This is a genomic window from Longibacter salinarum (genome assembly GCF_002554795.1).
Lineage (GTDB): Bacteria > Bacteroidota > Rhodothermia > Rhodothermales > Salinibacteraceae > Longibacter > Longibacter salinarum.
Genome location: NZ_PDEQ01000002.1, coordinates 121691 through 136224, shown reverse-complemented (window position 1 = coordinate 136224; position 14534 = coordinate 121691). Strand labels below are relative to the sequence as shown.

General features: G+C 59.3%; 9 protein-coding genes. 5 read left to right on the top strand and 4 right to left on the bottom strand.

Annotated elements, in window-relative coordinates; genetic code table 11:
- Positions 1-152: 152 nt before the first annotated feature.
- From CRI94_RS04145 to CRI94_RS04130, 4 genes are all read right to left on the bottom strand, one after another.
- Positions 153-1973: a sodium:solute symporter family transporter gene (locus CRI94_RS04145; RefSeq protein ID WP_098074414.1), complete on the bottom strand. Its 1821-nt coding sequence runs from the start codon at positions 1971-1973 to the stop codon at positions 153-155.
- Positions 1974-2030: 57 nt separating this feature from the next.
- Entirely contained in the window at positions 2031-3821 is a 1791-nt protein-coding gene (locus CRI94_RS04140; RefSeq protein WP_218919349.1) for a glycoside hydrolase family 10-like protein, read from the bottom strand.
- A gap of 63 nt (positions 3822-3884) precedes the next feature.
- A complete protein-coding gene (locus CRI94_RS04135; protein ID WP_179862148.1) occupies positions 3885-5441 on the bottom strand; it encodes a SusD/RagB family nutrient-binding outer membrane lipoprotein in 1557 nt (518 codons plus the stop codon).
- Between the two features lie 83 nt (positions 5442-5524).
- The gene (locus tag CRI94_RS04130) at positions 5525-8707 is read right to left on the bottom strand and encodes a SusC/RagA family TonB-linked outer membrane protein (protein ID WP_098074412.1); all 3183 of its coding nucleotides are present in this window, start codon (positions 8705-8707) and stop codon (positions 5525-5527) included.
- Positions 8708-9159: 452 nt separating this feature from the next.
- On the opposite strand from CRI94_RS04130, the gene CRI94_RS04125 reads away from it, so the two are divergent.
- From CRI94_RS04125 to CRI94_RS04110, 5 genes are all read left to right on the top strand, one after another.
- The gene (locus tag CRI94_RS04125; RefSeq protein WP_098074411.1) at positions 9160-10170 is read left to right on the top strand and encodes a LacI family DNA-binding transcriptional regulator; all 1011 of its coding nucleotides are present in this window, start codon (positions 9160-9162) and stop codon (positions 10168-10170) included.
- A 95-nt stretch (positions 10171-10265) separates the two neighbouring features.
- A complete protein-coding gene (locus CRI94_RS04120) occupies positions 10266-11189 on the top strand; it encodes an ROK family protein (protein WP_098074410.1) in 924 nt (307 codons plus the stop codon).
- Between the two features lie 619 nt (positions 11190-11808).
- Positions 11809-13407: a phosphoenolpyruvate carboxykinase (ATP) gene (pckA, locus tag CRI94_RS04115; protein WP_098074409.1), complete on the top strand. Its 1599-nt coding sequence runs from the start codon at positions 11809-11811 to the stop codon at positions 13405-13407.
- 417 nt (positions 13408-13824) lie between these two features.
- A complete protein-coding gene (locus tag CRI94_RS17610; RefSeq protein WP_179862147.1) occupies positions 13825-13971 on the top strand; it encodes a hypothetical protein in 147 nt (48 codons plus the stop codon).
- Positions 13972-14137: 166 nt separating this feature from the next.
- Positions 14138-14506, top strand: coding sequence for a hypothetical protein (locus CRI94_RS04110; protein WP_098074408.1), 369 nt, complete (start codon positions 14138-14140; stop codon positions 14504-14506).
- Positions 14507-14534 lie beyond the last annotated feature (28 nt).

Sequence of the window (14534 nt, the reverse complement as noted above, 5' to 3'; positions counted from 1 at the left end):
CTGCACTCATGGTAGTGGAGAGGATCTCAAATGTCTAGTTTTGACGAAGCACGGGGTAGAAACAACCGAAGATTACGCAGAATATGCAATCCTTTGCATCACATATTCCGTACAACAACATCATCCATCGATGTCTCGATCCGCCATGCATTCTACCCTGCTGCCTCTTCCTCCGGGCCATCGGAGGCAAGCGCGAGGTCGACGGCACCCGGCAGGTGCCGGTACCATACGAGGTAAAGCGCAACACTCAGGACAATGAGCACACCCAGGAGTGTGAGGAACGCATCCCACTCCCGCGTCACGAACATCATCGTCGTGAGAAACAGAACGAGTTGCCACGGCACAGCGAGGAACAGTCCGGCGATGTCGCGGCGGTTTTCCTTCTTCACCTCCTTGATCTCCAGCGCATCGATCTTGTCCCGTACGGTGTTCCAGAAACCGAACGGCTTCGTTTCACGGTAGAACTCGTCAAGCACCTCTTCGTCCGTCGGTGGGGTCATCAGTGCGATCACGATGCAGGCGATAAATGTGATCGACCCGATACCAACGAAGATCCAGAGTTCGGATAGTTCGGGAAGGAATATCTGCTGGAGTATGGCGAGCGACATGCCGATAACGGTTCCGCCGGCGTAGCCGTACCCGTTGAATCGCCACCAGTACCACCGGATCATCTGGGGTACGATCAACCCAGTGCCGAGACCCATCGTGAGCCATCCCCACACGTCGTTCAGACTCTCAAACGCGTAGGTCGATAGCATCCCGACGACAACGATAACCGCGGTGGCCGCGCGAGAATGCCAGACCAGACGTTTCTCCGTCGCCTCTGGCTTCAGGAACCGCTGGTAGATATCGCGCACCCAGTAGGCAGCCCCGGCGTTCACGACCGAGTCGAAGGTCGACATGGCGGCCGCGATAAGCCCCGCCACGAGCAGCCCTTTCAATCCGGTCGGAATCATTTCGAGAATCACGATCGGGAGAACTTCCTCCGGGTTCGCGATGACCTGGTTCGACGCGCCGTAGGAGATCCCCATGATGGCAATGCTGATGACGAAGGGCCACCGGAGCGATAGCAGGAGGATCCAGAACATGCTGAGGAGCCCGGCCTCCCTCTCATTTTTCGCCGCATAGAACCGCTGGATCACGTATCCCCCGGTCCCGCTCATACCATCGATGCACGAGCGCATCAAATAGAACAGGATGCCGATGCCGAAGAGGCTGTATTGTCCGTACGTCCCCGGCAAGTCCTTCTTCCAATCGGGTATAACGTCCGTCCACGCCTCCCGGGTGGTCATAATCTCCCGAAAGGAGCCATCCCCCATCGGGACCGACACGGCAAATTCCTGCGGGATCGGGTAGCCGGTAACCACGAGATAGATCACGTAGGCGATCGCTCCAAATACGAAGAAGCCCTGGAAGACGTCCGTGTAGACGACGCCGTACAGACCACTCGCAATGGTGTAAATCGAGGCAAGGGCGATCATGCCTATCGCCGCTGCGTCTGCCGGGATCCCCAGGATTTCACCGAGGAAAATACCTGCGCCCTGCGCAAAGTAGGTCACCGTCGCGATCGCGAAGGCGAGATTCGCTACGGCCGCGAGGACGCGAGCCGTCTGCCCCTGGAATCCAGAGCCAAACCGGTACTCCATCCACTCCGCCAGCGTCATGACCTTCGCCCGCCGGTTCCACTTCCCCATCGTGATCATGAAGAAGGCCAGCAGCAGAACGACGCCACCGCGAATCTCGATGTAGAAGCCCTGCACCCCGAGCGCGTATATCAAGGCCGCGATGATCATCGTCCCCGACACGTCGAGGTTCGACGCCATTCCCGACGCGCCGAGTGCCCACCAGGGAATCTTGTTGTCGCCGAGGAAGAAGTGCCCGATGCTCGACCCAGCGCGCCGCTGCAGATAGAGCCCGATCCCGATGAGGGCGATCAGGTACACCACCACAATGGCATAGTCGATAAAAAGCATGCAGCGTTATCGGGCTGAAGGAGACAAGATCGGGAGGTAGGGTCCGCGACTAACGTGTCACTTCGTGCTGGCGCGACGGAACGGAAGCGGCGCCGGATCACGATAGACGGTCCGATCGACCAGTGCCTGGGTCACGTCGCCGTTGTACGCACGGAGGCCTTCGTAGAAGAAGAACACCTCGCCGTACACATCATTTGCCCGGTTCTCTTTCACCACAGCCACCATGTCATCCGGCTCGGCAACGTACCCGCCGACTTTCAAGAGAATGCCCGGGTAGAAGCCGAGGAGCTTGCTTCGATCCGTGATGCTGAGCTGCTGGCTCAATAGCGACTTATACGACGGCACATCGCGGCGGTACAGCTGCGGATGCGCGATGTCTGTGATGCCACGGTCGACCCATTCGGGATAGTCCTGCAGGTACTCATCGTATCCGAACGAGTAGGGGCTCGGGGACCATGAGACGATGAGGTCTGAGTCAACGCCCTTCACATTGTTGTAGACGCGCTCTCCAAAGGCGGTAAGCTTATCAGCGCGCCACTTCTTCCAGTCCGGATTCTGTTCGTTCGTTGGCGGATTCTGGCCGTTATGTTCCGAACGGTAAAGCTCCTTCGTGTATTCGGAGTACCCGCCTTCGACCGGATTTGCCGGAAGCCGATCGTCCCCCTGGATGCCGTCAATGTCGTAGTTGTTCACGACTTCCATGATGAGGGACATCAATAGATTCTGCACCTCCGGCCGGTAGGGATTCATCCAGTCAAAACCATTCTTGACCAGCAGGTCGCCATTCACGTCTTTCGCGGCCCAGCTGGGATATTTGTCGATAATCGGGCCTCCATTTTGACTGTACGAAGACGAGAAGCCGAACTCGAACCACGGAATCACCGCAATCCCACGCGGCTTCGCCTCATCAATGATCTCCTGTAGCGGATCGCGTCCGGCGTAGGCAGGATCGATGGGCCGGTTGAGCAGCGTGTCCATGACTGTGCTCGGGTACATGGTCGCGGCCTTATTCCAGACCACGGGGAAGACGACGTTGAAGTTGTTTGCCTCCAGGTACTCCATCGCCTCACGGATATTGGCCCGGCTGTCGAGCACGTTCGAGTCCACGTTCGTCAGCCAAACGCCCCGGAGCTCATGGCGGCGCACATCGACGTCCACCTCGGTGGCAGCCGCCTTCTCTGCCTTTTGAATGTCAGAGACGCTCGCGTCCGGCGCAGCACCGGAGGAAACGGAAAAGTGCGCCATCCCGTCGCCCAGTCCGCGAACCGTCACCTCCGTCCCAACGCTGTCGCCTTCGATTGCGGCGCTATCCGGTGTAACGCTCGTCCAGCTGAACGTGTAGCGTGAGAGGTCGCTGATGGAATTGCCAAACTCGTCGGCCGCATCGACAACGGAGAGCGTGGTGGTGCTGTCGACGGCGATCACGGTATCGGTCACTGTCGCCGTAATACTCCCCACGGCACCAGGATTGACTGACACGCTCTGCTCGTCCGACTTCCCCTTCGCCGTTTCGACACGGACGAACTGTGCATCCGCGCCGGTCTTGTCGGTCGCTAGCGTCCACGTCGCCACCACCTCGCCGTCCGCGTCCGTGGTGCCCGTAGATGGCTGGAAGCTGCCATCACCCGAAAACGCAACGGTGTCGCCTTCGACCGGATCGCCGTCGACGGTCGTTACCGTCGCCGTCACCCCGACGTCATTTCCTACGACGTACGAGGCGTCAGGGGCAAAGGAGAGGGCAACTTGCGTGTCAGGATCTGACGGCCCGTCTCCGCCGGAGTCGCAGGCGGCCGCCGTCAGAACGAGGAGAGCGACAACAGCCACCCAGGAAGCAGAACGAGGAAACACGGTCGGTATCATCGGTCAGTCGCGAAAACGGGAAGGGAATGAAGGGCAACACGTGGATTCTGGCTAGTCGACGTCCCACCACACGCGTGTCGTGGGCGTGTCTCCACCCATACGCTGTGCGGCTTCGTTGACGTTGGCCGAATTGAGCGAACGCTCGACATTGGGATACAGAATGCGGGTCGGGACCTCACCGCCCGTTGCGCCCTGCCCGGAGATGGTCAGCAGCTCGGGGTAGCCGGTCCGCCGCTGCTCGGCCCACGCTTCGAACCCCTGCGTGTAGATGGCAATCCATTTCTGTGTAATGATCGCCTCCAGCTTCTCCTCGAAGGTGCCCGATGCCGGCCACGCCACGTTCGGCTCCTGCAAATAGTTGTCTACGGTCGTCGGGTCGTCAATTCCATACATTTCGAGCGACGCTCGAATGCCGGCTTCGTAGTGATCTTCTGCTGTCGTCGAGGCCCAGCCGCGAAGCGCAGCCTCGGCCTGGAGGAACTCGACCTCGGGGTACAGAATGACCGGAACGGGATTGTCAGCTTCTCGGAAGCGATCCCCGATGCGCGAGTAACGAAACGACTGGATGCCGTTCAGCTCCGATGCGCTGAGCCCATTCGGCAATCCACGATACAGAACGCCGTCGCGCGGGAACGTAATGGTTGTATCAGCGATCTCGCCGATACGGGGATCGTTGCGGTCGCTCAGAATCTGAACGGCCAGCTCACTCACGCGCTCGTCCCCGAAGCCGGCGATAATCGAAAGCGGATTGGAGTTCACAAACTCGCCTTCTGCTGTTCCCATGATGAGGCGGGCGGAGTCGTCGTTGCCCTGCATCACCTCGCCGCTGGAGAGCACATCCCGCACATGCTGTTCTGCCAGTGACGGCGCAGCCTCCGAAGCGCGGATCGCCAGGCGCAGGCGGAGTGCGTTCGCAAACCGCCGCCACCTGGTCAGATCGTCGTTGAATAGAACATCGGCGTCCCCGAACCGAAAGCTGCCGCCCGATATCGACGGATCGATTGCCTCAGCGGACTGCTCGAGGACAGCAAGCATATCGCGGTAGATCTCTTCCTGCGGATCATAAACCGGTGTCCGGTTTCCTTCATCCCCCTGATAGGCCTCGCTGTACGGAACGTCGCCCCAGGCATCGGTCACGCGATGCAACAGCCAGACTTTCCAGATGCGCGCAATGGCCGTCTTGTTGACCAACTGCGGATCATCCTGTGTGAGCTCGATGGCCTGCTGAATATTGATTCCCGGATTGCTGACGTTCTCCCCCACGTTCGCGCCGCCACCGTACGCAGCGTACGACGTGTTCCAGAAGGCTTCCGCCCAGTTGTCGTACGCACCGCTCGTTTCGTACCGGTCGGTCGGGAAGTTGGGAACGAGGTTGGCAACGTACTGCGCGTACATGTTGCCAAAGAGATGCTGACTCCGTTGATACACGTCGTAGCGCAGCGTGCCGTACACGAGCGAACGCGTGAACAGCAGATCCGGGTTGATCGTGTTGGGCGCCGTCGGATCGTCATTGGTCGAGCCGAAGTCGCACCCGATGAAGAACATGGGGACGACGAGCAGCACTGTACACGCGAGAACGAGAAGACGAGGCGGTCGGGTATTCGACATTGAATCGTGCACGTCGGGATGGGACAGCAATTGGGAATACATTTCCGGTCGGAATCGAGCTTTTGGCGTCAGGTCGCAGCCGATCACAGCGTCAGGTTTAGACTAAACCCGATACTCCGCGTAGGCGGATAGGCAAATGCTTCGCGGCCCTGGTTCGAGAGCGAGGTACTATACGTCGACTCCGGATCGAATCCAGGCGTATTCTTGAAGAGGTAGGCCAGGTTACGACCGAACACCGATACGCGGGCCGATTGCAAGCGGGCGGGCTGAATCCAACCCGAGGGCAAACGATAACTCAGCGTCACCTGACGCAGCTTGACGTAGCTGGCATCGTAGACAAACTCCTCCGTAATCCCGCCTTCTCCGCCCACGCGGGACCAGTACGCCTGCGGATCCACGGCTTGCGTGTTTTCTTCGTACGTCGGGTTGCTGGCCGTACCCGTGTTGACGACGCCCTCGGCGACGATGCCGCCATTACCATTGTAGAATGCCTCGCGTCCATCGACCGTGAAGGCAGCGGTTCCCTGCTGGGCCGCAACAGCATTCGAAAGGGAGAAAATGTCGCCTCCTTTCTTGACATCCAGTAAAACGCTCAGTCCGATCCCCTTGTACCTGAATGTGTTGGACACGCCGCCGACCCAGTCCGCCTGAAAATTCCCCAGGAGTGCAAGCGAGTCCGACGAAATACCAACGGGGAGACCATTCTGGTCGACGATTCGCCGGCCGTCGTCGGTCCGCTGGTATGCGGTGCCGTAAATCTGTCCGAACGGTTCGCCTTCGCGTGCCTCGATCGTCACGCCTAGATCAGACGATAGCTCGTAGGTATCGATGTCGTCGGTTAGTTTGACGATCTCGGAGGCGTTGGTCGACCAGTTCACATCGATATCCCACTGAAAGTCGTCTCCGTCCACCGCGGCGGCTTCGAAGCGAAGCTCTACGCCCTCGTTTCGAACCTTCCCAGCATTGATGATTCCGCTTCGCCATCCGGACGCCGGCGGAATGGGAAGATCCAAGATCTGATTCCTGGTGTTCGTCAAGTAATAGGTGCTGGAAAGAGCAAAACGTCCATCGACGAACTCAAGGTCGAGCCCAGCCTCTGTCGTTGTCGTCATCTCCGGCTTCAGATCGACACCCGGCAGAGCGACCTGAACACTTCCGAACGACTGCCCGGCATGCCCCTGCCCCTGCACGTCGTACTCGAGCATCGTGCGGTACGGAAACGTGTCGCTTCCCACCTGAGCAACCGATGCGCGAAACTTCCCGAAGCTCAGCCACGACGGCCCCCAGATGTCTGAGAAGATAAATCCGGCCGTCGCCGACGGGTAAAAGTACGAGTTGTTGTCCTCCGGTAGCGTGGACGACCACTCATTACGAGCGGTGAGGTCAAGGAAGAGGTAGTCGCGATACCGGATCGTGAACAGCGCGTAGAGCGACCGGACTTCCTTCTCACTGAAGCCGTACGTCGGCGTCGGCGATGTCAGGTTACCCGCCGTAAAGAAGTTGGGGATGCTCAGTCCGCTTCCGGATGTCCCGGTGGTCTCACCGCGCTCGAAACGCCACTCGCCGCCCACTCCCAGGCGTCCAGTGACATCGTCCGTGAGCTCACGCTCGCCGTCAAGTAGCGCATCGAACGTGGTCTCCTGACTCATGGTCTGCTCGGCCAGATACTCGCCGCATCGGCGGCTGCCGTCCGATCCACACTGGGCGACTTTGTAGCTCGTGCCCGATGCGACGCGTACCTCACGACGGAGCGTATTGTAATCCGTCCCACCCCGGATGAAGCCGTTGAGCCAGTCCGCGAAGTCGTATTTCAAGCGCATGTACCCGAGGACACGACGGCGCTCGTCTTCGTTCGTGTTCAGGTTGACCGTCCAGTACGGGTTGTTACGGGTCGAAAAATCGGCAGCCGACTCATCCAACCAGAGTCGAGGATCGCCGTCGCTCGTCCGGAAGTCCTCCAGGTCGCTGAGGCGGAGGTTTCTCGGGAAGTAATAGGCGTTGTAGATCGGGTTGTCGGGACTCTTTGCCACGTTTACCCGGTTGAATGCAGACTGCGCGACATATCCAACACGCCCGTCCACTGTAAATCGGTCTGATAGATCCGCCGAACTCGCCAGCGAGATGTTTGTGCGATCGAGCTCGTTGCCGGGAAGCGTGCCTGCACTCTGCACGTTCGAGATGGTCGCGCGGGCCGTCGCCGTCTCGTTCCCCGTCGCGAACGAGATGCTGTTGTTGGTACTGTACGACGTGTCGAACAGGTCTTCGACGTTATTCGGCTGCGGACTGTAGGGCTGGACGCTCCCGGTCCAATCCCTCACATCCTGCCCCTCCATACGCGGCCCCCAGCTAATGTCACCAGCCGGGACGACGGGAATGCCGTCGCTTCCTTGCGTGAGCGTACCGTTATTTCCTCGCCCGTACTCGTTCTGAAGATCAGGCAGAACGAGCGGTTCACCGGCGGTCGTCTGCGAACTGACGGTCACCTCGGTCTCCTGCGTTCCCTTTTTCGTTTCGATGACAATTGCCCCGTTGGCGCCGCGTGACCCGTATAGAGCGGCCGCGTTTCCACCGCGAAGTACCGTCAGACTGGCGATGCTGTTTGGGTCAATGTCCCCGATCCCGCCTCCGTAGTCGAACCCGCCGAACGAGCCCGTCTGCTGGCGGCCGCCCCCTTGAATGGGAATGCCATCCAGAACGATGAGGGGTTGGTTGCTCGACCCGAGGAAGCGGATTCCGCGGATTACGATGCGCGACGATCCGCCCGGCCCGGTTCCCGAGGGCTGAACCTGTACCCCGGCAAGCTGTCCCTGCAGGGAGTTGATGACGTTGAGCTCAGCCGTCTGGCTCAGATCCGAACCCTCGACCTCCTGCACGGAGTATCCGATCGTGCGCGACTCTCGCTCGATGCCGAGCGCCGTGACAACCAACTCCCCCGCTTCGAGGGTCGCCGGGGCTAGCGCAACATCGATCTCCGTTCGCCCCGCGAGCGGAACCGTCATGGTCTCGTAGCCCACGTACGAGAACGACAGAGAATCCGCCTCTTCAGAAACCGTCAGCGTGTATGTTCCGTCGATCCCCGTCGCTGTTCCCTGTTTCGTACTCGGGACAAAGACGTTCACGCCAGGTAGCGTTTCGCCGGTGACAGCGTCGGTCACCTGTCCAGATATTTCGCGGTCGGACTGCGCCTGCGCCGGCGCCGGCGTCCAGGTGATCATTAACAGAAGGGTACTGAGCAAGAGGCTCAGGGTCCAGACTCGTGTCATCATACTATCGGGTCAGATCAACACTCGTTGGTTGAGACGATTTCCTCAAGAGGAAAACGCCTTCGCTCCGATGGATGTGCAGGCAAATCTCGAGCGACGTACACCAAACCATCGATGCGGCTATGTGGAAAAGGCGGGCGGATCATCGCACTCGACTGCGAAGCGCTTCCACGGTAGGTGGAAATCGAAAACGCGATCTGTGGTCGAAAGAGCGGGAAAAAGGGCGCCACCTCATCATGTTGCGGTACCTAAGGTGCACAAAGAAATGGATAGTTGCAAACGTTTTCATTACATTGGCATTCACTCATCGCGTGCTGGAACGTTTTTCAGCCGATTCAATGTAACAATTCTCGTCAGATCGTTCTTTTCCTGAAAACGTTTGTGACGTGCTTGTGTCCGCTTCGTCCATTTGATACTTTCGTCGAACGTCCTCAAGAACGGCTTACACCTTTCCCATGGCCACGTTAGAAGACGTCGCGCGCCAGGCCGGCGTCTCGGTCAGCACAGTGTCACGCACCATCAACCGCCCGGACATGGTCAACGCCGACACGCGAACGCGCGTCGAAGCTGCGATCGATGATCTGGAATACCGCCCGAACCGCGTCGCACGTCGGTTGCGCCGGTTGGATGGCCGGGCCCACATGCTCGGCCTGCTCATTCCGGACATCCAAAACCCGTTCTATTCCGATGTCGTCCGCGGCGTGGAGGATGTTGCCTATGCACGCGACGCAGCGGTTATCCTCTGCAATACCGACGAGACCTCCGATCGCGAGCAGTTCTACGTCGATGTACTTAAGGCCGAGTCCGCAGATGGCGTGATTCTCCCACCGATCGCCCGAAGCGACCTGAATCTGGATATTAAAAATATCGGGATGCCCCTCGTGTTCTTCGATCGGCGCATCTCCGATGCCTCCGTCGATACAGTGGTCGTCGACAACGAACGGGGCGCACGCGATATCGTCAACCATCTGATCGAGCTTGGCCACCGGCGGATCGGGTTGATTAATGGTCCTGAAACGATTGCGACGAGTGCAGAGCGAGCGGCTGGGTACCGACGAGCCCTACATGATCACGGCATCCCGTTCGACGATGAGCTCGTCCGGGAGGGGCGTCCCACACGCGACGCTGGCAAAGCCTTAACCGACGAACTCTTGCGACTGGATCACGCTCCCTCCGCGCTGTTTGCGGCAAACAACCAGCTCGCGCTCGGTGTCCTCGAGAGCGTCCGCGAGCACGACCTGCGCGTTCCAGAGGACATCGCGGTGGTAACCTTTGATGATGCGCCCTGGGCGAAGTTGCTCGATCCTCCCCTGACGACAGTCCGCCAGCCGAGCTACGAAATGGGACGCCGGGCCGCGGAGCTTCTGTTTGACCGCATTGCATCTCCCGACCGAGCTGCAGCTCTGATCGTCCTCCAACCGGAACTTGTTGTCCGTGCGTCCTGCGGCAGCGGAATGGACACCTAGACGATTCCGCCGGCCTTCGCATCCGGCCCCGATCTGTTGCAGGGATTCGGTCCCCTCTCTATCTGCTCTTCTGTATTTTCTCTCGCGCACTCGAAATGACATTTGGAGCCATCGAAGCAGGCGGTACCAAATTCGTGTGCGCCACTGGATCCGGACCGAATGACCTGCAGCGAGTCACTCGCATTCCGACGACCGCGCCCGACGAAACATTGACGGCCGTCCTGGACTTCTTCCAGGCTCATTCTTCCCCGCTTCGCGCCCTGGGCATTGGATCGTTCGGTCCAATCAACCCTCACGCGGACTCCCCCGCGTACGGTCGCCTTCTCAACACGCCCAAGGCACGCTGGTCGAACGTCGACATCATCGAGCCCTTTCAGGCCCTCAACTGTCCGGTTGCTGTAGATACAGATGTGAATGCCGCAGCTCTAGCCGAGTACGTCTGGGGAGCCGGCACGGATGTCGACAGCCTCCTCTACTTGACGATTGGCACGGGTATCGGCGGAGGATTTGTCGTCGATGGCACCCCTCACCATGGGCTGCTCCATCCGGAAATGGGTCACCTCCGCGTGCGCCGGCTCGAAGAGGACACGTTCGACGGCCTCTGCCCGTACCATGGCGACTGCCTGGAGGGCCTCGCATCCGGACCCGCACTGGAGGCACGTGTCGGTACACAACCGGAGAAACTCCCTTCGGATCATCCTATCTGGTCCATCCACGCGCAATACCTCGCCCAGGCCTGTGCCACGCTGATCTACGTCCTTTCTCCCGAACGATTCGTGCTGGGTGGCGGCGTTATGCAGCAGAAGCACCTGTTCCCCCGCATTCGTCACCACCTCCGACAGGAACTGGCAGGCTACGTCGATCTCCCCCGCCTGACGAGCGACCTCGATTCGTATGTCGTGCCGCCTCACCTCGGCGACAGAGCCGGTGTGCTCGGTGCCCTCCACCTCGCGCAGCGGAAGGCACTTGAATCACACAGCCAGGTCCCTTCGCACGAGCACCTTTCGGAGCACGACTGAGGTCGCAAACGCCATTTCTCGTGTCGCACGCTCAAGCCGGCCAGCATCAGCCGGAGGTTCAACCTCCGATCGATCCGGTCCGTACTGAGTCGAAGTAGCTGATTGACGATTCATCATTCCGCACGCGTCCACCTCAGGACAGCATGTCGCTGTACTGCAACGCTTAGCGTCGGTCGACGCAAAGACAGAAGTCGCCTCTGGCCTTGTCCAACCGTTCGGGTGGCGAACGGTCCATGCCCCCAGCCAACATCCAGGTCCATCCATCTCGGTCACGATCAAACTCCAGATCATCTATTCATTCGACTTGACAGTTCACGTCAAGTTTTAGACTCTACCCTGTAAGAGTTGCCCCCACAGGAGAGGACGCATCCGAACCGACATCAACGTTCTCTTCGAGGTCGGATATTACAATGAAAATAGGCTTTGGCGTTCGTCATTCGAAGCACGATTATAGCGTCGAACATCGCCGAATGTATTACCCTACCTGACATGTGTCGTCTGGCCTGGCTACGCTGAGTTCTCCGAGCCACATCTTTCCTCAGACAGCATATTGGCCCTCCACCCGACCTCACAATCCACGTCATTCTTCTGAACACCCCTGGCTACAGGGATCGCCTCTATGCCTGACATTAATCTTTCTGCCCACGGAATTGACGTCAAAGACGTTCTCCGTAATGCTACGCCTGCTCAGCTGTACGAAGAGGCCATTCGCGTCGACTCTTCGGCTCAGATCACCCGATCGGGTGCGCTCCGAATCGCATCCGGCGAAAAGACCGGTCGTAGTCCGGCCGACAAACGCATCGTCCGCCACCCGGAGAGCGAGGATGAAATCTGGTGGGGACCGATCAACATGGAGATCGACACGCACACGTTTCGCATCAACCGTGAACGTGCTCAGGACTACCTGAACATCTGCGACCGGCTGTACGTCATCGACGGCTTTGCAGGCTGGGACCCGAATCACCGCCTGAAGGCACGGATCATTTGCTCCCGGCCGTACCATGCGTTGTTCATGCACAATATGCTCATTCGGCCGGAGCGAGAGGAGCTAGAAAACTTCGGCGAGCCGGACTTCGTTATCTACAACGCCGGTGCGTTCCCGGCCAACCGGCAAACGCAGCACATGACATCGAAAACGAGCGTTGACGTCTCGTTTGAGGACAGCGAAATGGTCATTCTCGGCACGGAGTACGCCGGGGAAATGAAAAAAGGCATCTTCACGGTGATGCATTACCTGATGCCCGAACGCGGCGTACTATCGATGCACTGCTCCGCAAACGAAGGTGAGGACGGCGACGTATCGCTCTTCTTCGGTCTTTCCGGCACAGGGAAAACAACGCTCTCTGCCGATCCGAACCGTAAGCTCATCGGGGATGATGAGCACGGCTGGAGTGACGAAGGGGTCTTCAATATCGAGGGCGGTTGCTACGCAAAAGCCATTGACCTCTCCGCCGAGAAAGAGCCGGAGATTTACCAGGCGATCCGCTACGGAACCGTGCTTGAGAATGTCGTGGTGGATAAAGCATCACGCGAGGTCGACTACAGCGACACCTCCATCACCCAGAATACCCGGGCCTCGTACCCACTGAATTATATCCCGAATGCCAAGCTGCCGGCCGTTGGCGATCACCCGTCGAATATTATTTTCCTTACGTACGATGCGTTCGGCGTGATGCCGCCCGTGGCGAAGCTGACGCCCGAGCAGGCGATGTACCACTTCATCAGCGGCTACACCGCAAAGGTTGCCGGCACGGAGGTCGGGGTCACGGAGCCGAAAGCGACATTCAGTGCGGCATTCGGCGCGGCGTTCCTCGTCCGGCACCCGAGCGTGTATGCGGAGATGCTGGCGGAGAAAATGCGCGAGCATGGCTCCAACGCGTGGATCGTAAACACAGGCATCACTGGAGGACCCTACGGAACCGGTCACCGCATGCCGCTTCCACATACGCGGTCCATTATCGACGCGATTCACGACGGGGCGCTATCCAAAGCAGAAACCACGCGCGATCCGGTCTTCGGCTTCGATGTCCCGCTGGATTGCCCAAACGTACCGGCAGAGATTCTGCAGCCGCGGGAGACCTGGGACAACCCAGCCGCGTACGATGAACAGGCGCAAAAGCTCGTGGGACTTTTCCGCGACCACTTCAAACAGTACGAAGATGTTGCCGGAGCAGAAATCGCAGAGGCCGGCCCAACGCTGGAGCCTGCAAATGCGTAGTTGCGTGTCGGCCCGAGTCGTTGAATTGCCGTCCGGGGACCGGCGCAATCCGGTCCTCCGGTACGGTGTAAGGCGACCGACGATTTCGTGCACCGTTGGCTTATATTCTACTCGTCCGAACGTACCCGCACGGTCGCTCTACATATCCGTAGATCCTTTCACAGCGCTGGTGTACCCTGATAGCGGTACAAAAACAAACGCCCCTCTCGGTATTCGGCAGCCACTTCACACGACCTGCCGATCCGACACAGCGCATCACACCTGAGTTTCACCGAAGGGGGTGAAACCGGCGCTCGGTACGGCCTGCTTGGTGTCCTTACGGACGCGCAGGCAGCCGACCGACGCCGGGGGGATGCGACGCCCCGTCGAGATATCTCGGCGGGGCGTCTTTTTGTGTGTACCTACTCTTTTCTCTGCATGTCAACGGATCAGAAGCTGTTTGGCGGATGGCTCAGCAGCCGAGACACAGTGGACGAAGCCCCCGTGGAGCGCTCAAGCGAGCCGTGTAGTGAGGCCGACCGCAGGGAGGTCACCCCGTGGGGAACTACCTGGCAAGCGCAGTAGCTTCACGGGGCGAGAGCCACGAAGTCGCAGCGCTGGGAGCGTAGCGACCGAGTGCCCTTGGGGTGGCCAGTGACAGTTCGCCAAACAGCTTCTCATGGTCTCTGCATTGGGCCATCGCACCTCGCTCCCCAGCTAAGAGCGGCATCCAGTATCGGTCCAACCTCGAATGACTTCCTTGCCACTCGCTCTCGTCGTCACCTTTTCATATACGGAACGATGGGGTCTGAGTGAGAACGGGGTCTTCACGGCGTCGTACCCACAGTCCGAAAAGATTTACCACGTGCTATCGCTGAGGTTGATGGACATCCCCATTCTCGTCCCCCTTCTCGTCGCCGGCTGCATCTTTGGCCCCCTCTTCCTAAGTCTCCGGGAAGTCCGCGACTCATCCGGGCCATCTCCCGGAGGCGGTGCCAGCCCGAAGCCCTCGCCTGACAGCCCCACGCCCCTCTGGGGAGACGCGCACACGGTCGACATAGATGCGATAGATATCCAGCCGACGGTGCCAGACGCGGACGAAAACGTCACTGCTGCCTGACGACGAAAAACGCTAACGTTTCAGCGTT

What these genes read in the sequence shown, in the direction of transcription:
- CRI94_RS04145 (WP_098074414.1), bottom strand. Translation starts at nt 1,973, where the DNA reads ATGCTTTTTATCGACTATGCCATTGTGGTGGTGTACCTGATCGCCCTC.
- CRI94_RS04135 (WP_179862148.1), bottom strand. Translation starts at nt 5,441, where the DNA reads ATGTCGAATACCCGACCGCCTCGTCTTCTCGTTCTCGCGTGTACAGTG.
- CRI94_RS04130 (WP_098074412.1), bottom strand. Translation starts at nt 8,707, where the DNA reads ATGATGACACGAGTCTGGACCCTGAGCCTCTTGCTCAGTACCCTTCTG.
- CRI94_RS04125 (WP_098074411.1), top strand. Translation starts at nt 9,160, where the DNA reads ATGGCCACGTTAGAAGACGTCGCGCGCCAGGCCGGCGTCTCGGTCAGC.
- CRI94_RS04120 (WP_098074410.1), top strand. Translation starts at nt 10,266, where the DNA reads ATGACATTTGGAGCCATCGAAGCAGGCGGTACCAAATTCGTGTGCGCC.
- pckA (WP_098074409.1), top strand. Translation starts at nt 11,809, where the DNA reads ATGCCTGACATTAATCTTTCTGCCCACGGAATTGACGTCAAAGACGTT.
- CRI94_RS17610 (WP_179862147.1), top strand. Translation starts at nt 13,825, where the DNA reads ATGTCAACGGATCAGAAGCTGTTTGGCGGATGGCTCAGCAGCCGAGAC.
- CRI94_RS04110 (WP_098074408.1), top strand. Translation starts at nt 14,138, where the DNA reads ATGACTTCCTTGCCACTCGCTCTCGTCGTCACCTTTTCATATACGGAA.